Annotated in this window: 13 protein-coding genes; 3 read left to right on the top strand and 10 right to left on the bottom strand. The window is 72.9% G+C overall.

Annotated features, from left to right (window positions below; genetic code table 11):
- Positions 1 to 3: 3 nt before the first annotated feature.
- The 9 genes from V1634_RS01885 to V1634_RS01845 form a co-directional block, all read right to left on the bottom strand.
- Positions 4 to 1,209 carry a substrate-binding domain-containing protein gene (locus V1634_RS01885; protein ID WP_331205955.1) on the bottom strand — a complete coding sequence of 402 codons (1,206 nt, stop codon included), beginning with the start codon at positions 1,207 to 1,209 and terminating at the stop codon, positions 4 to 6.
- A 191-nt stretch (positions 1,210 to 1,400) separates the two neighbouring features.
- A complete protein-coding gene (locus V1634_RS01880) occupies positions 1,401 to 3,131 on the bottom strand; it encodes a protein kinase domain-containing protein (RefSeq protein ID WP_331205954.1) in 1,731 nt (576 codons plus the stop codon).
- A 115-nt stretch (positions 3,132 to 3,246) separates the two neighbouring features.
- On the bottom strand, positions 3,247 to 4,809 hold the full coding sequence (locus tag V1634_RS01875; protein WP_331205953.1) for a fused MFS/spermidine synthase: 1,563 nt from the start codon (positions 4,807 to 4,809) through the stop codon (positions 3,247 to 3,249).
- Between the two features lie 36 nt (positions 4,810 to 4,845).
- Positions 4,846 to 5,889, bottom strand: coding sequence for a coiled-coil domain-containing protein (locus V1634_RS01870; protein ID WP_407951695.1), 1,044 nt, complete (start codon positions 5,887 to 5,889; stop codon positions 4,846 to 4,848).
- Between the two features lie 324 nt (positions 5,890 to 6,213).
- Positions 6,214 to 7,035 carry an inositol monophosphatase family protein gene (locus V1634_RS01865; protein WP_331205952.1) on the bottom strand — a complete coding sequence of 274 codons (822 nt, stop codon included), beginning with the start codon at positions 7,033 to 7,035 and terminating at the stop codon, positions 6,214 to 6,216.
- Complete coding sequence (locus V1634_RS01860; RefSeq protein WP_331206112.1) at positions 7,028 to 7,480, bottom strand: response regulator; 453 nt, start codon at positions 7,478 to 7,480, stop codon at positions 7,028 to 7,030. Before V1634_RS01860 ends, V1634_RS01865 begins: the two co-directional genes overlap by 8 nt.
- 29 nt (positions 7,481 to 7,509) lie before the next feature.
- On the bottom strand, positions 7,510 to 9,213 hold the full coding sequence (locus V1634_RS01855; RefSeq protein WP_331205951.1) for a sensor histidine kinase: 1,704 nt from the start codon (positions 9,211 to 9,213) through the stop codon (positions 7,510 to 7,512).
- Positions 9,210 to 10,454, bottom strand: coding sequence for a PP2C family protein-serine/threonine phosphatase (locus V1634_RS01850; RefSeq protein WP_407951694.1), 1,245 nt, complete (start codon positions 10,452 to 10,454; stop codon positions 9,210 to 9,212). The genes V1634_RS01855 and V1634_RS01850 overlap by 4 nt, the downstream gene beginning before the upstream one ends.
- A 178-nt stretch (positions 10,455 to 10,632) precedes the next feature.
- Positions 10,633 to 10,995 (bottom strand): hypothetical protein, encoded by a 363-nt coding sequence (locus V1634_RS01845; protein ID WP_331205949.1) that lies wholly within the window; start codon positions 10,993 to 10,995, stop codon positions 10,633 to 10,635.
- 180 nt (positions 10,996 to 11,175) lie between these two features.
- On the opposite strand from V1634_RS01845, the gene V1634_RS01840 reads away from it, so the two are divergent.
- Positions 11,176 to 13,491, top strand: coding sequence for a M28 family peptidase (locus tag V1634_RS01840; protein ID WP_331206111.1), 2,316 nt, complete (start codon positions 11,176 to 11,178; stop codon positions 13,489 to 13,491).
- Positions 13,492 to 13,754: 263 nt separating this feature from the next.
- Here the strand turns inward: V1634_RS01840 and V1634_RS01835 are convergent, their stop codons facing one another.
- A complete protein-coding gene (locus tag V1634_RS01835) occupies positions 13,755 to 16,046 on the bottom strand; it encodes a glycoside hydrolase family 9 protein (RefSeq protein WP_407951693.1) in 2,292 nt (763 codons plus the stop codon).
- Between the two features lie 587 nt (positions 16,047 to 16,633).
- Between V1634_RS01835 and V1634_RS01830 the strand changes: the two genes are divergently transcribed.
- Together V1634_RS01830 and V1634_RS01825 are read left to right on the top strand one after the other, a co-directional pair.
- Positions 16,634 to 17,590 carry an FAD-dependent oxidoreductase gene (locus V1634_RS01830; RefSeq protein ID WP_331205948.1) on the top strand — a complete coding sequence of 319 codons (957 nt, stop codon included), beginning with the start codon at positions 16,634 to 16,636 and terminating at the stop codon, positions 17,588 to 17,590.
- 221 nt (positions 17,591 to 17,811) lie between these two features.
- Positions 17,812 to 18,195 (top strand): hypothetical protein, encoded by a 384-nt coding sequence (locus V1634_RS01825; RefSeq protein WP_331205947.1) that lies wholly within the window; start codon positions 17,812 to 17,814, stop codon positions 18,193 to 18,195.
- The last annotated feature ends 101 nt before the right edge of the window (positions 18,196 to 18,296 follow it).

Genomic DNA, 18,296 nt, shown 5'->3' with positions numbered 1-18,296 from the left:
ACCTCAGCCCTTCATCGCCACGGCCGGCGGTGCCGTCTCGTCCGGGGTGAGCACCTTCTGCGACTCCGCCTTCATCGCGTCGCCGGTGCCGCTCAGCCTGGCCTGGAACATCGGCTGGAGCAGCGCGTGGTCCTCGGCCCGGACCGTCAGCTTGCCCTTGACCCCGTCGAAGCTCCAGCCCTCCAGCGCGGTGACCATCTTGTCGACGTCGTCGCCGCCCTCCTGCACCGCGCGGACCACCATCTGGGCGGCGGTGAAGCCGTCCGGGTGGAAGAGGTCCAGCACACCGGCGGGTACGGCCTGCTTGGCCGCCTGCGCGGCCGGGTTGTCGGCGGCGCCGTCGAAGAAGTGCGACAGGAAGGAGATCTTGGTGCCGGCCGCCCCGAAGGTCGGCCAGGAGGCCCGGATGTCCAGCCCGGTGACCACGGTGGTGGAGCCGAGTACGCCCTGCTGGTCGAGGGTCTGCCACATCGCCGGGGCCGTCGTGCCGGCCCAGGCCACGAAGAGCAGGTCCGGCTTGGCCGCCGTCAACTGGCTGGCGAACGGGGTGAAGTCGGTGGCGCTGGCCGGGGCGAGCACGCTGCTCACGGTGGCACCGGCACCGCCGATGACCGCCTTGACCGCCGCCTCGTTGCTCTTGCCGAACGCGCTGTCCTGGGCGAAGACCACGACCTTCTTGCCGGCCGCGTCGCCGATGAAGGACTTCGCGGTCAGCACGTCCTGGTACGACTGCCGCCCGGACCGGAAGGTGTACTTGTTCACCCCGGTCGCGCCGTCGGTGGCGGCCGGCCCGGAGATGAAGAGCACCCTGTTCTGCGCGGCGATCGGCGCGACCTGGAGCGCGACGCCGGAGGCGGTCGAGCCGGCGAGGATCTTGTGACCCTTGCCGATCAGGTCCTTCGCCGCCGAGACCGCCTTGGCGGGGTCGCCCGCGTCGTCGACCTCGCTCACCTCTACCGTACGGTCGCCGATCTTGTTCGTGCCGTCGGTGGCGTACGCCAGGCCGGCCCGGAACCCTTCGATGTACTGCTTGCCGTAGCTGGCCAACGCTCCCGACTGGGAGTAGACCAGACCGACCTTGACCGGTGCGGCGCTGTCGCCGCCGCCGTTCGCGGTCTCCTGCGGGCTGCCGCAGGCTGTCGTGGCCAGCGCCCCTACCAGCAGCGTGGCGGCGGTGACCAGTACCCGCCGCGTCGTCCGGACCGTCATCATCGCTCCACGTGGGGGTGAAGGTGGGAGAAGCATCGTCGGCCCACGGTAGAAGTGACGTCACGCACGTGCTATGTGGCTGCAACCCACAAGTAACCGGCAGGGGGTGGCCGGCACAGCCAGGGCACCCGGTGACGCGTCACGGCTCAGTCTTCGTCGTCGGCGTCGTCCGAGTCGGAGGCGTCGCGGTCCTACTTCGGGCCCTTGCCCTTCGGCGGCTTGCCCGGGCCCTTGCCCTTCGATCCGGCACCTTCCGGCCCGGCACCCCTGGACTCGGCACCCCTGGACTCGGCACCCTTCGCGCCGCTGTTCTTCGCGCCGGCGGCGGGTCCGGGCTTTCCGGCGGGCCGGTCCGGCGGAGGCGGGGTCGCCGGTGCCACCACGCCGACCGCGCTGCCGGCCGCCGTACCGCCGGTCTCGCCCGGCACGCTGGAGACCCGGGCCGCACAGGCGGTCTCGCCGAGCCGGAACTCGACGGGCAGCGGGTTGCTGCCTGCATGGCTGCCCACCAGCCCGAACCGGGTGGCGCCCCCGGCCGGCAGGGTCGTCTCGGGGCCGGACGCGGGCCGGAGCAACACCTCCCGGCCCTGCTGCCGGGACTCTGGCGACGGGTGCCGGGTGAGCACCTGCTCGGCCGGGAAGGCGAAGCGCAGCGTCCAGTCCCGGACCGCCGTGGCGCCCAGGTTGGTGACGGTGACCTCGGCCTGGAACGACCGGCCGGTGTCCGCGCGCAGCACGTAGTCGACCCGGCACGGTGCGGTGCCACCCATCGCCAGGTTCGTCGTCCCGCCGGCCGGTCCCGAACCGCCACCGACGCCGGCCCAGACCGCCCCGCTCACCGCGAGCAGGCCGACCCCGACCGCCGCGACCCGGGCCCGGTTGCCGAGCCGCGCCGCCGGCCTGCGCAGCCGGACCGGCAGTGGCAGCGGGTCGGTCGCCGACCGGGGCAGCATCGCGGTGTCCGGGTGCGCCGAATCGGCCGGCTGGCGCTCGGCCGGCGCCGGGTCGTCCGGCTCGGCCTGCCGGGACGGCGTGGCGGGGGTCGGACCGGCCGTCACCGGCAGTATCACCCCGGCCGCCCGGGCCAGGGTACGGGCCAGCTCGGCGCTCTCCGGCCGATCCTCCGGCGCCTTGGCCAGGCAGCTCGCGACGAGTTCCGCCACCTCGGCCGGCAGCCCCGGTACCGGTGGCATCGGCGCCGGCTCGGCGTAGAGGTGCGCCCGCAGCGTCTGGGTACGGGTCGACGCCCGCCACGGCATCCGGCCGGTCATCGCCCGGTAGAGCAGCAGGCCGAGTGCGTACACGTCGGTGGCGGGGCAGACCTCGCCCAGGTTGAGCCGCTCCGGAGCCACGTACGCGGGGGTGCCGTAGAGCCCGCCGTCGCCGTCGCCGTCCCGCTCGCCGACCAGCGCCGAGATCCCGAAGTCGACGACCTTGGCCCCCATCGCGGTGAGCATGACGTTTCCCGGGGTGATGTCGCGGTGCACCACTCCGCGGGCGTGCGCGGTGGCCAGCGCGGCCGCCACCTGGGCGCCGAGCACGGCCGCGTCCCACCAGGGCAGGGTGCCCTCGCGGTCGAGCCAGTTCGCCAGCGTCTCGCCGTCGACCAGTTCCATCACCACGTACGGGACGGTCCGGCCGTACCGCACGGACTCGCCGTAGTCGTAGACCCCGGTGATGTGCGGGTGGCAGAGCCGGGCCGCGGCCCGGGCCTCGGTGCGCAGCCGGTGCCGGAAGGCCCGGTCGGTGGCGAGCCTCGGGGCGAGCATCTTCACCGCCACCGGTCGGCCCAGCACCTCGTCGTGGCCCCGCCAGACCACCGACATGCCGCCCTCGCCGAGTTCCTCGATCAGCCGGTAGCGGTCACCGACCAGCTCCGTGCCGTGCCGCTGCGACCCGCCCCACCTGCCCCACCCGGTCATGAGGATCTCTCTTGCCCGGACGGCGCCCGGCTACACCTGCCGGAGGGGATTCGTCTCCGCCGGTGGTCGACGGATTCCGGGCACGGCGCCGTCCAACAACGAACTGAGTGGCGGGTCAGGCGGTGGCGAGGAGCTGGTCGACCGGGGCGTACTCGTCGGTCAGCACCATCGCGTCGTCGACGAACTCGTCGAGCGCGGGGCCGGAGAGCACGGTGACGGGCTCCTCCGCCGAGGTGATCAGGCGTTCCCGTACCTCCTGCACCGGCAGCGGCCGGTCGGAGGCGAGGATCACGAAGTTCGCGCCCTGCGAACCGGCCAGCGCGGCCGGCGGTGCGACCAGGGCGATGTGCGGGAACTCGGCGGCCACGGTGGCGACCTCGGCCCGGATGAAGCGCAGCGGCGGGTGGTCGATCACGTTCTGCGCGTAGATGCCGCCGGGGCGGATCACCCGGCGGACCTCGGCGGCCATCTCCCGGGTGGCCAGGTGCCAGGGCACCACCAGATGCCCGAACGCGTCCCCGACCACCAGGTCGGCGCTCTGCCCGGCCCGCTCCCCGATCAGCATCCGGGCGTCGCCGACCCGGGCCCGCAGCTCCGGGCCGGTTCGCACATCCAGCTCGCGGCGGCCCAGCTCGACCAGCTCGCCGTCGATCTCGTAGACCTCGTTGCGGGTGCCGGGCCGGGTCGCGGTCAGGTAGCGCGGCATGGTGAAGCCGCCCCCACCGAGGTGTACGGCCTGAAGCGGTGCCCGGGCCGGCGCCATCACGTCGGCGACCGCCCCGATCCACTTCGTGTACTCGAACTCCAGGTGCCCCGGATCGGCCAGGTCCACATAGGAGTGCCAGGCCGAGTTGAGCACCAGCAGCCGTCCGGTGGAGTTGTCCGGGTCCGGCTCGACCGAGGCGCAGTGGTACGCCGTCTCCACGTCGCACGGGGTCGGTGCGACGGCGGTGAGCGATGCGCCGGCCAGGCCGAGCACGGCCGCGGCGGCGGTGAGCCGGGACGGCTTCGGCAGCGCGCCGCGGAGCTGCCGGCGCAGGTAGCCGGCGAGCACCAGCCCGGTCACCCCGAGCAGGACCGCCAGGCTGATGATGATCGCGGTACTCGGCAGGGCGGCGACCAGCACGAAGCCGGTGCCCAGGGTCGCGGTGATCGCGCCGAGCGTGCCGATGCTGGAGAGCCGTCCGACCACCTGCCCGGTCTGCCGCAGGTCACCGAGTTGCAGCTTCACCACCAGCGGGGTGATCGAGGCGAGCAGGGCCGCCGGCAGGAAGATCGCCAGCGCGGTGAGCAGCAGGATGCCGACGGCGGCACCGCCGCGCAGCACCTCGCCGGCGTACCGGACGATCGGCAGGGTCAGCGCGGTGCAGATCCCGGCCAGCACCAGTGCCGGGGCGAGCAGCCGGCGCGGGTCCCGGCGGTCGGCGAGCCACCCGCCGATCCAGGCGCCGTACGCGATCGCGGCCAGCGCCACCCCGATCACCGAACTGGTGACCTGGAGGGTGACCCCGACGTACGGGCCGACGAGCCGCAGCGACGCCGTCTCCAGCACGAGCACGGCACCGCTGGAGACGAAGACCAGGGTGGCCGCCAGGCCGGTCGGCAGGGCCCGGGCCGGTGACCCGGGTGGCTCGTCGGCGACGGTGGTGTCCGCCACCTCAGGTGGTGAAGAGTCCATCGCAGCGATGGTACGCATCCCACCGGCGGCTTCGGGCTACAACATCGACAGATGAACGTGGTTCGTATGGTCGGAGGCGGGATCACCGTTGCCGTTGTACGCCCGCCACCCGTTGCCGGGCATCCAGATCTGCCTGTACCAGATCACGTAGAGCACGCCGAGCCGGTCGGCGTTCTTCACGTAGAAGGCGGCCAGGTTGTTGCCGTAGGTGCGGTCGCCGCCGCTCGCGTCGACGTTCTCGAAGCCGCCGGGTGCGGCGGAGAAGTCGCAGGCGCGCCCCTTGGGGTGCTCGCCTCCGCCGCCGCTGCGGTGACAGGAGGCGTGCCGCTTGAAGTTGTTCGCCTTGGCCTGGTTGAGCGCGTGCAGGGTGCGCGGCGTGATGCACCCGCTGGTGGTCGGGTCCTTGATGCTGCACGACTCCTTGGGCCAGGAGCCGTCGGAGTTGCGCGGGGCGGGCTTGGCCAGCGGCGAGTTGGCGCTGATCAGCCCGCCGGCCGCGCCGCCGCCGACGGCGGCCAGGGCGCGTTCGGCGTCCTTCTTCTTCCGGGCGATGACCTCGACCTGCCGCTGCTGCTCGCGGACCTCGGCGTCGATCGCGTTCTTCGCCCGGGTCGCCTGGTCCAGCGCGTCGGCCAGCTCGCGCAGTTTCCGGTCGTCGCGCTGGGCCAGCACTTCGAGCCCGGCGGCCCGCTCCACGAACGACTGCGGCGAGGCGCTGTTGAGCAGGGCCGAGATCGGGGTGAGCCGGCCCCGGCGGTACGTCTCGGCGGCGATCACCCCCACCTCCTGGGTGAGGGTGGCGATCCGGGCCTGGACCTGCTTGAGCTGCGTGCCGAGCTGGCTCTGCCGCTTCTTCGAGCTGTTCAGCTTGGCGGTCGCCTCGATGTGCCCCTTGGAGGCGGACTCCAGGGCGTCCCGGAGCTTCTTGGTGCCACCCTCGTCGCCCGGCGAACTGGGCGCGGCGGCCGCCGGAGTGGCGGCGGTGCCGACCAGGGCCGCTGGTGTGCCGGCGAGGAGCGCGGCGGCGACGAGCAGCGCCGTGAATGGACGCCGCAGCCGGACGATGGCCGTTGTGCGCACGAAAGCCGTTCCTTCCGTAGGCCGCCGACCCCGGAGGGTCCACACTGACCAGTGAACCGTTTTCCACCTCCCCCGCGCGCTCCGCCGGACCGCAGGGTCGGACGCGGTACGTGAGCGCGGCGCGGTTCAGGTGGAAAGGGTTCGTTCGGCGGCGGCCACCGCCGGCACCCTCGGCGGTGCCACCTGGCGGAGACCGCCGGTCAGCCTACCGGAAGCCGGCCGCGCTGTCGGCCCACGCACGAGGTACCGCAATATCATAAGAAACGGAATATAGCCGGCGAACCGCTATCTCTGGCTGAGTCGCGGCCGGTTCGACCGCTCCGGTCAGGACTCGGCCAGCAGGGCGTGGTGCACCGTGTCCCAGATCGACTCGTTGGCGGCCACCAGCAGCCCGGCCCGGCCGTCGGCCGGGTCGTACGGGCTGCCGTCGAGCCGCCGTACCACTCCGCCGGCCGCCTCGACCAGCAGCGCTCCCGGCGCGTGGTCCCAGGGCAGCGTCCGCCAGAAGATCGCGAACTGCTGTCGATTGTCCACAATATCGGCATATTCCTGACCAGCGCAGTGCTGTCCATGCAGCACCGCACCGATCCGGTCCGCCCCGGCGGCCACCCGCCCCTGGAGTTCCACCGGCAGGAACCGGGTCGCCACCACACCGCGCAGCGACCGGGCCGCCAGCGGCTCGGCGGTGGTCCGCACCGGTTCCCCGTCCCGGTACGCCCCGTCCCCGGCCCTGGCCACCAGCAGGCGGTCCGCCATCGGATCGAGAATCCAGGCCGCCTCGGTACGCCCGGCCCGCCGCCGCGCCACCATCACCGCGAACGGCTCCCGCCCGGCCGCGAAGTTGGCCGTACCGTCCAGGGGATCGACCAGCCACACCTCGGCCGGCCCGCTCAGCCGGTCCAGTACCGCCGGATCGGCCGCCACCCCCTCCTCACCGACCACCTCGGAGTCCGGCCGGAGCCGGCGCAGCTCGGCGCCGATGATCTCCTCGGCCCGGCGGTCCGCGACCGTCACCACCTCGCCGGGCGCCTTCTCCGAGACGTCGGCGTCGGCCAGGTGCCGGAACATGGGCAGGATGGCGTCGGCGGCGGCCCGCCGGAGCAGCGCCCCGACCTCCTCCACCAGCCGCGAATCGGGGTCAGCCACGCGGCGGAAGCTTCACGACGCTGACGAAGAACTCGTCGATCTGCCGCACCACCGAGATGAACCGGTCGAAGTCGACCGGCTTCGTCACGTACGCGTTCGCGTGCAGCTGGTAGCTGCGCAGGATGTCCTCGTCGGCCTGCGAGGTGGTCAGCACCACCACCGGGATCCGGCAGAGCTGCTCGTCCCGCTTGATCTCGGCCAGCACCTCCCGGCCGTCCCGGCGCGGCAGGTTCAGGTCCAGCAGGATCAGATCCGGGGGTACGGCATCGGCGTACTCGCCCTCCCGACGCAGGTAGGCCAACGCCGCCGCGCCGTCGGAGACCACGGTCAGCCGGTTGCGCAGCTTGTGCTCCTCGAAAGCCTCCTGCGTCATCAGCACGTCGCCCGGGTCGTCCTCGACCAGCAGCACCTCGATCGGGCTCTTGCCGTCCGCCGGTGCCGTCATCGGCCCCTCCTCGTCGATCCGCTCATCCGTCACACAGTCTGCTTCATGTCGCCGGCCGGCCGGGCCGACTCACCCGCCGGTGTGGCCTCGGCCTCGCTCCCGGCCACCGCCCCGGCGTCCGGCGCGGACGGGGTCGACTCGGTCCTCTCCACACCCGGGGCCTCGGACGGCTCGGCCGACTCCCGCAGCTCCGGCGGTGCCGGCAGGGTGAACCGGATCATCGTGCCCTCGGCGACCGCGCCCGGATCGACCCAGACCCGGCCACCGTGGTATTCGACGATCTTCTTCACGATGGCCAGCCCGATCCCGGTGCCCGGATAGGCGTCCTTGGCGTGCAGCCGCTGGAAGATCACGAAGATCTTGTCGGCGAACTCGGGCTCGATGCCGATCCCGTTGTCCTGGCAACTGATCTCCCACTCGTCGCCCAGCCGCCGCGCCGAGACGTGCACCTTCGGCGCGACGTCCGGGCGGCGGAACTTGAGCGAGTTGCCGACCAGGTTGGCCAGCAGATTGGTCAGCAGGGTCTCCTCGCCACGGATGACCGGCAGCTCCGACCAGGTGAGTTCGCCGCCGACGTACCGGCGGGTCGGCTCGGTCTGGCCGGCGACCTCGGTCATCACCGCGTTCAGGTCCACCTCGGTGAAGCCGCTGGTGAGCCGGCCGATCCGGGAGAAGGCCAGCAGGTCGTTGATCAGCCGCTGCATCCGCTGCGCCCCGTCCACCGCGAACGCGATGTACTGGTCGGCGCGCTCGTCGAGCTTGCCCGCGTACCGGCGTTGCAGGAGCTGGCAGAAGCTGGCCACCTTGCGCAGCGGCTCCTGGAGGTCGTGCGAGGCGACGTAGGCGAACTGCTCCAGGTCACGGTTGGACCGGACCAGCTCCTCCGCCTGCTTCTCCAGTTGGCTGTTGACCCACTCGATCCGCTCCCGCGCCTGCCGTACCTCGTCCAGGTCGGCCGCGATCCGGCGCCGCATCCCGTCGATGTCGCCGGCCAACGCGGCCAGCTCCGGTGGGCCGACCTGCTCGATCTCCCGCTGGTACGCCCCGCCGGCCACCTCCCGCACCTGGCTCGCCAGCGTGGTGACCGGGCCGATGACCAGCCGGTTCAGCGAGGTCATCAGCGCCAGCCCGGCCAGCACCACCACGATCGCGGCCAGGATCAGCAGCAGTACCAGGGTGTTGCCGGTCGCCCGGGCGTTCCTCGCGACGCTGTTGCGCAGCTCCAGGATCGACCCCTGCAACGCCTCCACCTCGCCGCGCAGCTCGGTGAAGCGGGCGCCGGTCTGGGCGGTCAGATGCGCCTGCGCGGCCTCCGGACCGCTCCGCACGGTCAGCGCGATCGCCGGCTCGGCCACCGCCTCCCGCCACTGCTGGGCGTGCTCCCGCACCGTGTGCAGCTCGCGGCGGATCTCCGGCTGGTCGGTCAGCAGGGCGTCCATCGAGGCGATCAGCGCCGTCTCCCGCTTCAGCCCGTCCCGGTACGGCGCCAGGTCGGCGTCGTTCGCGGTGACGGCGTAGCCGCGTACCCCGGTCTGCTGGTCGACCAGTGCGCTGAGCAGCGCCTGACCGTCGGTGCGCAGCGGGCCGGTCTTGGTGAGCAGGGTGTCCAGGTGTTGCCGGTTGCTGGTGGCGACGACCGCCGCGCTGACCGCCAGCAGGCCGAGCACCACCCCGACGACCACGCAGAGTACGGCGACCCGGCGCCGCAGCGTCCACCGAACCCGTGCCTTCACCGCCCCTCCCCCCGGCTGACCAGCAGCATCGCCACGTCGTCGGAGAGCGGGCCGCCGTTGTGCTCCTCGGCCCGCTCCACCAGCCAGCCTGGCAGCTCCCCCAGGCCCACCCCACGGGCCCGCGGATCACCCACCAGCCCGCTCAGCCCGGGCACGTCCAGCCGCTCGTCGCCGTCGCCGATCCGGCCCTCGATGAGCCCGTCCGTGTACATCAACAATGACCAGTCCTCGGTGTCGAAGCTGAACTCGTGGGCGACCGGCGGCCGGGGCCGTACGCCGAGCAGCAGCCCGTGCGGGGCCGGTACCGGTGCCACCCGGCCCCCGGCGAGCAGCAGCGGCGGCGGGTGTCCGGCGAGCCGGACGGTGGCCCGGTTGCCGGCCAGGTCCAACCGGACGGCGGCGACGGTGGCGAAGATCTCCCGTCGCGACCGCTCGCTCATCAGCACCTGCTCCAGCGCCGGCAGCACCTGCTCGTCGGGCACCCCGGCGAGCACCAGGGCCCGCCAGGCGACCCGCAGCTCGACGCCGAGCGCCGCCTCGTCGACACCGTGCCCGCAGACGTCGCCGACGATCAGGTCGATCCGGTCCGCGGAGGTCTGCACCACGTCGTAGAAGTCGCCGCCGATCAGCGCCTCGTGCCGGCCGGGACGGTAGAAGGGGTGCACCTGCACCAGGTCGGTGTCGATCAACGGCTGGGGCAGCAGGCCGCGCTCCAACCGGGCGGACTCGGCCTGGCGCAGCTCCACCTCCCGCAGCCGGCGGGTGTTCTCGTCGGCCCGCTTGCGCTCCACCGCGTAGCGCAGCGCCCGGGCCAGCAGCACCCCGTCGACCTGGCCCTTGACCAGGTAGTCCTGGGCACCCTCGGCAACCGCGCCGATGCCGAGGTGCTCGTCGGAACGGCCGGTCAGCACGCAGACGGCGGCGTTGCTGGACATCCCGAGCACCTGACGGAGCCCGTCCAGGCCCTGCGCGTCCGGCAGACCGAGGTCGAGAAGTACGCAGTCGACGCCGGCAATCTTGGACCGGGCACCGTTCAGGCTGTTCGCGACGAGCAGGTCGATCCCCTCGCCGGTCTCGGCGAGCAGTTCTCCGACCAGGAAGGCGTCGGCGTCGTCGTCCTCGATCAGCAGCACCCGCAGCCGCTCCCGGGGCGGCAGTTTGGCGTGCCGCCCGAGCCCGCCGTGCGGGTACGACGGCGCGGGCACGACGGACGACCCGGTCACCGGGCCGCCCCCACCCATCCGGTCACGACGCCTCCTCGCTCCGTTCCTCGCCGCCCCGACCGTCCCGCTCCGGCACGGGGTCCTCCGCCTCCCGTGGGGTCGTGTCCGGCCCACGCCCACGACGACAATCCGCGCCGATCCTGTACCACCCAACGCTGCCACACAACACAGGTAGCGCCGACACGGTGCCCGGACGTCACCTCGGGGCTTCCGCCGATCCGGGAGCGTCCCGCCGACGCACCCGTTCCGCCTGGTCCGCGATCACCTGACCGAGCACACCGTGTAACCGGCCGCAGTCGAGGCAGTGCAGGTTCTCGTCCAGCCGCCGGCTCCCGCAGCTCGCGCAACTGCCCCGGTCGGCCCGGTCCCGGTAGCCGGCCAGCGCCTCGGCAAGGGCCCGGGCCAGATGCGGGGTGAGCGTGATCGTCCCGGCCTCGCCGCCGGAGCGGACGTCGACGACGCCGACCGGTTCCGCCGCCGGGTCGGGGTCGTACGGCGCCACCCGGGCGACGAAATCGCGCAGTACGGCGACGGGATCGGTCACTCGGTACGTGGACATGGGTATCACGCTATGCGACCGGCCGCCAGCAGGGTGACCCGGCCGGGCGGGCGACGACCGAACCGCGATGATGACAGTCGCTGCCGACCCCTGGAGGCACCCGTGCCCACCCCCGACACCTCCCACTCCCCCGTCGATCTGCCCGCTGCCGAACGGGCACTGGCCCGGCCCCGGCGCCGGATGGCGGCGGCGCTGGCCGCCCTGGCCGCGCTGGCGGCGGTCGGCGCGCTCACCGTGCTCGGCGTGGGTACGCCCGACCCGGCCGGCCTCGACGCGCCGGCCGACGAGTTCAGCGCGGACCGGGCGTACCAGCACCTGCGGACGGTGGCGGCGGAGACGCACCCCGCCGGCAGCCCGGCCGCGGAGCGGGTACGGAGCCACCTGGAGAGCACCCTGCGTGATCTCGGTCTCAGCCCGGAGTCGCAGGACACCGTCGCCGGAGAGGCGGGGCAGCTCAGCGGCGGCTCGGGCGGTGCGACGCTGACCCGGGTACGCAACGTGATCGCCCGGATCCCCGGCACCGATCCCACCGGCCGGGTCTTCCTGGTCGCCCACTACGACTCGGTGCAGGTCGGGCCGGGCGGCAACGACGACGGGGCCGGCACCTCGGCGCTGCTGGAGGTGGCCCGCGCGCTGACCGTGGGCGAGCGCCCCCGCAACGACGTCGTACTGGTCTTCACCGACGCCGAGGAGGCCTGCCTCTGCGGTGCCTCGGCCTTCGCCGCCGACCATCCGCTGGCCGCCGACGGGGGCGTGGTGCTCAACCTGGAGGCGCGGGGCAGCACCGGTCCGGTGATCATGTTCGAGACCTCGCTGCGCAATGCCGGCCTGGTGGAGGTCTTCGGCCGGGCCGCGCCGTACCCGGTGGGTACCTCGTTCGCGGTCGAGGTCTACCGGCTGCTGCCGAACGACACCGACTTCACCGCCTTCCTGGACCACGGCTTCACGGGGCTGAACGCCGCCTACATCGACGGCGCCGCGCTCTACCACACCCCGCTGGACACCCCGGCCAACGTCGACCGGGGCAGCCTGCAACAGCACGGGGCGAACGCGCTCGGGCTGGCCCGGGAGTTCGGCGCGGTCGACCTGACCCGGCTGGACGCCGACGGGGACGCCACCTACTTCCCGCTGCCCGGCGGGCTGGCCCGGTATCCCGGCTGGCTCACCCTGCCGCTCGCGCTGCTGGCCCTGGCCGGGGTCGGCGTACTCGGCTGGGCCGTCCGGCGGACGGGACGCGCCTCGTGGCCCCGGCTGGCCGCCGGGTTCGGGCTGGCGCTGCTGCCGATCGTGCTCGCCCCGGTCGGGGCGCAACTGCTCTGGGCCGGGATCACCGCGATCCGGCCCGGCTACGCGACGCTGCTCGACCCGTACCGTCCACTGTGGTATCGGCTGGCGGTGCTGGCGCTCGCCGCCGCGGTGCTCTTCGGCTGGTACGCGCTGACCCGTCGACGTGTCGGCCCGGCGGCACTCGCCGTCGGCGGGCTGGGCTGGCTGGCCGTACTCGGGGTGCTGCTCGCCGCCGTGGCGCCCGGCGGGGCGTACCTGGCCACCCTGCCGGCCCTGGCCGGCGTGCTGGCCGGGCTGGCGGCGCTGGCCGTACCCCGGAACGGCCCGTGGCCGGTGGTCGCGGTGACCACCGGCGCGGCGGTCGGGGTACTCGTGCTGCTCCCCACCGTCGTGCTGCTCTTCCCGGCGCTCGGGATGACGATGGCCGGGGTCGGCGCGCTCTTCGCGGTGCTGCTCGGGCTGGCCGCGCTGCCGGTGGTGGACCTGCTGCACCCGGCGGCCGGCGGTCAGCGCGGGATGGCCGCGCTCCGGGCCCGGCGGCGCGGCGCGCTGCCCGCGCTGGCCGCGCTGCTCGGCGCCGTGCTCTGCGCCGGTACCGGCCTGGCGGTCGACCGGTTCGACGCCGGGCACCCGGTGCCGACCCACCTGATGTACGCGCTGGACGCCGACACCGGCACCGCCCGCTGGCTCAGCGAGGAGACCGACCCGCAGCCGTGGACCGACCGGTACGTCGACGGCCCGACCCGGATCGGCGACACCTTCCCGTTCTTCGGCGACGAGGAGCTGCGCGCCGGCCCGGCCGAACCGGCCACCCTGCCCCCGCCCCGGCTCGACCCGCTCGGCGACGTCACCGAGGCCGGGCTGCGTACCGTGCGCCTCCGGCTGGTACCGCAACGGCCGGTACGGTTCGCCGCGCTGCACGTCGACCCCGCGACCGCCGAGGTCGTCTCGGCCCAGGTCGCCGGCCGGGAGGTCCGGGTCGACGGTCCGGAGCCGTTCGGTGTGGTGTTCCACGCCCCGCCGGCCGAGGGGATCGAGATCGAGCTGCGGTTGCGCCCGGCCGGGGGCGGTCCGGTGCGGCTGCGGGCGATGGACGGCAGCGACGGCCTCGCCGGACTGCCCGGCTTCCAGCCCCGCCCGCCCGGCGTCGGCGTCGTCGGATCGCACAGCTCGGAACTGGTCGCGGTGGCCCGGACGTACCCGCTCTGAGGCGGTGCCGCGCGGATGTGACGCCGGAGGCGGGTCCGGCGCTGTACTACACGAGATGAAAGGTCAGCGGCCGGAACCGTCCACCGACGAACGCCTGCCCTGCGGCGGGCGGTTCCGGCCGCACCCAGGTTTGCGATCCGGCCGGGTCGCCGAGACGCCGGCCGGCCGGGTCGAGGACCCACCGACCCACAACGGGCCAGGTGCGGTGGGGCGGTCCCCGGCCGGCGGTCACCCGCCGACCGGGGGCTTCGCCCGTCGGGCGGTCAGTGCCGGCGGTTGCCGGCGTCGCCGTTGTCCTGGTCGGCGATGAAGGCCGCGATCCAGGCCAGCGGGGCGTTCCAGTTGATGGTCAGCTCGTTCGTCGCCCAGGACTCGATGTCGTCGATGTAGCAGAACTGCGGCGCGCAGCCGCGCAACTTCTGCTGGGCGACCGGGTCCTGGATGGCCGAGTTCGGGCCGCCGGAGAGGGTGCCCCGGGGCGGGTTGGGCAGGTCGGGGTTGAGCTGGCGGGCGTACCAGCGGCTGTGCTGGTTGCGCGAGGCCACCTCGCCGTACCCGGTCACGTAGGACTGGTTCAGGGCGTTGCGGCCGAAGATGTAGTCCATCGTCTCCAGCACGCCGTCCCGGTAGCGGTCCTTGCCGGTCAGGTCGAAGGCGGTGGCCAGCACGATCGCGTTGTTCACGATCAGGTTGTTGGAGCCCCAGTCGAAGAGGTTGTCCGACGGGTTGTACGGGATGCCGTACGGGTGGGCCTGGAGGGTCGCCAGGTAGCGGTCGGCGCCCTGGGCGACCGAGGCGCGTACCCGGGCCCGGTCCGGCAGGTTGTTCGGGATGGTGGCCAGTTGCAGCCGGCCGAGCGCGGCGGTGTTGCCCCAGTCCATCCCGCGCTCCCGCCAGACGTCGCCGGTGTGGTGCGGCGAGGCGAGCACGAAGTCGCGGTACTCCTTCGCCCCGGTGCTCAGGTACAGCTCGGCGGCGGCCCAGTAGAACTCGTCGGTGACGTCGGCGTCGTTGTAGGCACCGCCGCCGTTGGCGTCGGCCGGGTCGGCGTACCGCTCGGGGTTGGCCAGCGCGGCGGCCCAGGCCGTCCTGGCGGCGGCGAGGTTCCGCTCGGCGAACCTCCGGTCGTACGGCTTGAAGACCCGGGCGGCCTGCGCGGCGGTGGCGGCCAGGTTGAGCGTGGCGGCGGTGGACGGCGGGTGCAGTTCGCGCCGCTTTTCGTCGAGGTGCGGCAGCAGCGGCAGCCCGGTCCACGAGTCGTCGTGGATCTTGTGGTGGGCCATTCCGGCCAGCGGCTTTCCGGCCGGCACCTGCATGCTGAGCAGGAACTCCTGCTCCCAGCGTGCCTCGTCGAGGATGTCCGGCACCCGGTTGCCGCTCTCCGGCAGGGCCAGGGTCCGGTCGCCGAGCCGCCACGGCTGCCCGGTGCGGGCCCGGGTCGAGCGCTCGTACTCGCTCATCAGCTGGTGCACCGAGATGCCGCCGTTGACCACGTACTTGCCGTGGTCGCCGGCGTCGTACCAGCCGCCGGAGACGTCCAGGGTGTAGTCGCAGACACCGGGCTGGCAGGGTACGGCCGTGTCGCCCTGGTTGGGTGCCACCCCGACGTGTCCGGCCGGACGGCCGTAGCCGGGGCGGAGCGCGTCGGAGATCTCGATGCCGCTGCGCTGGGTGTAGTAGAACTTCAGCGCGTCGGTGCGGAGCTGCTCGTAGAAGTCGGCGCTGATGTCGAACGGCCGGCTGGTCTCGCCGTCGGCGGTCAGCGTGTAGCCGGTGCCGGCGCGGGTGAAGTGCCCGAAGTCGATGGTGTGCACGTTCTGCCCGGAGGAGCGGTCCAGGCCGCGCGGCGTCGTCCGGCCCTGCTTGACGAGCCGGCCGGCGCCGTCGCGGAGCTGGTAGGGCAGCGGGCTGGTCGCCTCGGTGACCACGGTGGCGTTCTTCGGCCCCTTCGGCAGGTAGCCGACCTGGTTGACCCGGACCCTCGGGCCGGTGTCCGGGACGTAGACGTCCGGCTCGGCGCCGCCGGTCAGCGAGACGTTGTCCAGGCAGACCGTCCAGGGTTCGGCGCTGCCGCCGAGCTGGAAGACGACCTGGGCGTTCGGCAGGTCGACCGGGGAGGTGAAGGTGTAGCGGTACTCGTTGCCGGAGACGCTCAGCTCGGGGCTGGCCGACAGGTACTGGGTGTACGGGTCGACCGGCAACTGGACCAGTGCCCGACCGACCTTGTTCGGGGTGGCCTGGCCGAAGAACCGGAACTCGTACGACTCACCGGCGACCAGCGCGACGTTGTCCTGGCCGATGATCGCGTCCCAGGGGTTGATCGTGCCACCCGGTATCCCGGCGCAGAGCTGGCCGGTGCTGGAGTCGAGGGTGAGGTTGGCCGTGCCCCACCAGGGGGCGTGGCCGTCGTCGAAGGTGCCGTTGACGATCTGCTCCGGCGCCTCGTCGGCCGGGGCGGCGACGGAGACGACGGGTGCGGTCAGCACGGTGGCGGCCAGGGCCGCGACGGTGGCGGCGGCGAGTGGAACGGTACGCGGCGAGCGGGGTCTGAGCACGTCATTCCTTCCGGTGGGCGCGGTGACCGGTGGCCGGCACCGCCGGGCGGGGTGGTACGACGTGGACCAAGATCTATGGAAGCGCTCCCAGTCCGAGAATACCGGGAGATTGACATCGAGTTTCCGGCCTGTCAACCGGCTCGGCGCGCCCACCGCGGCGGATGACCGCGATAAATCCCGCCGAAGCGGGACAGCCCGGCCCCGTCCACCCCGGACGATCGACCGATCGGCCCACCGGCCACCCACCGACCGGAACCGGCGGACCGGCAGCGAGGGCGACCGGCGCACCGGCCGACCCGCACACCACCCCGGAGCCGGACCCGGCATCGCAACCACACGAAGCCCTGCAATTACTGACAGTAGTCAATGGAGGTCGCAGTCGAATGAACTCCCTGGTCTTCGCGAATTCGACCGACCGCTCGCCCCGGAGTTTCACCACCGACGGTAATTCACGCCCGCAATTTCCAGCTTCCGCGCCGGCCGGCGAATCCGTAATGACGCGTCGAGCTGTCCAGCGGCGCCCGCGCAACCAGGTATCCGGCAGCAGGCGACCGCTCGACGGGTAAGACCTCCGTTAATATGGCCTAATGGCAACATCCCGACGGCCCGACGTTCTGGTTATCGGCGCGGGCGTCATCGGACTGTCCACCGCGGTCCGACTCGCCGACGCGGGGCTCTCGGTCCAGATCCGGGCCGCCCGGCCGCCGCAGGAGACCACCTCCGCCTCCGCCGGGGCGAGCTGGGGGCCGTACGAACTGACCGACGAACGCGTACTGCACTGGAGCGAACAGACCCGGCTGACCCTGGAGAAGATCGCCGAGGACCCGTCCGCCGGAGTACGGCTCGTCCGTGGCCTGGAGGTGGCACCATTTCCACTGGAGCCGCCGGCCTGCGTCCGCGAGCTGAGCGACTTCGAACTGTGCAGCCCCGACGAACTGCCGCCCGGTTACGTCAACGGCTGGCGCTACACCAGTCCACTGGTGAACATGCCGACCTATCTGGGATATCTCACCGAGCGCCTCATCGGCCAGGGCGGCGATATCGAAATCGGCACGGTCGGCTCTTTCAAGGAACTCGCCGGGGCCGCCGGAGTGCTGGTGAATTGCACCGGACTCGGTGCCCGCTATCTGGTCCCGGACGACCAGGTCTATCCCACTCGGGGACAATTGGTGGTCGTCGACAATCCGGGAATAGAGACGTTCTTCCAGGACTGGGCCGAGCACGAGGACATGACCTACATCCTGCCGCACGGCAACCACGTCGTACTCGGCGGCAGCGCGACGCCCGGCTCGGAGGACCTCACCCCGGACCCCGCCCGGGCAGCGGCGATCGTCGAACGGTGCGCGGCCGTCGAGCCGCTGCTCCGCGACGCCCCGATCCGGCGCATCCTGGTCGGGCTCCGGCCGAGCCGGCCGAGCGTACGGATCGAACGTGACCAGGTCGACGGCAATGTCCTCATCCACAACTACGGTCACGGCGGCTCCGGGCTCGCCCTTTCCTGGGGATGCGCCGACGAGGTGCTGGCGCTGAGCGAGTTGGCCTGACCGGGGCCGCCAATTCACCCCCGGTTCGGAATGGACCGCGGAAATGGCGGTCGCCCGGTGCCGTCCGGCGGGAAGTCGACCGCAGAGCTGCCGATATCCGACTGACATGCGGCGGCGGGCTGTAACACGATGACGGCACGACAGCCGGCGAGGTCCGCGCCCGGTTGACCCACCACCCGCAGGACCACGGTCCGCCACCGGAGAGGCACGGTGCGAAACCCATGATCCGCAAGTACGGCAAGGCTCTCGCCGCCGTCGCCGGGGCGGCGCTCACGGTCGCGTACGGCGCGCTCTCCGGCGACCAGCGCGTCGAGCCGGACGAGGCGGTGCAGATCGCCATCGCCGCCGCCACCGCGGTCGGGGTCTACCTGGTGCCGCTGACCCCGCAGTACCGGTGGGGCAAGACAGCCGTCGCCGTGGTGCTGAGCGTGCTCCAGGTGTTGGCCACGGTGATCCTCGGTGGACTGGACTCCAACGAGTGGATCGCGCTGCTGCTGGCCGCGCTGACCGTGCTCGGCGTCGGCGCGGCTCCGGCCACCTCCAACAACGGGACCAGCAACTCGACGCCCCGCCAGCCCACCCCCGCCAGCAGCCAGCCGGCCTGACCGACCAGGTCGGCGCCGGGCGCGGCCCGTCCTGGACCGGACGGGCCCGCCGCCCGGCACCGGTCGCCCGGGATTACGGCCCGCGTCGATGCTCCGTTACG

The organism is Plantactinospora veratri, assembly GCF_036421995.1.
In the GTDB taxonomy this organism is placed as follows: Bacteria; Actinomycetota; Actinomycetes; order Mycobacteriales; family Micromonosporaceae; genus Plantactinospora; species Plantactinospora veratri.
The sequence above is the reverse complement of the archived record's forward strand: the minus strand, read 5'-3'. Positions and strand labels throughout refer to the sequence as shown.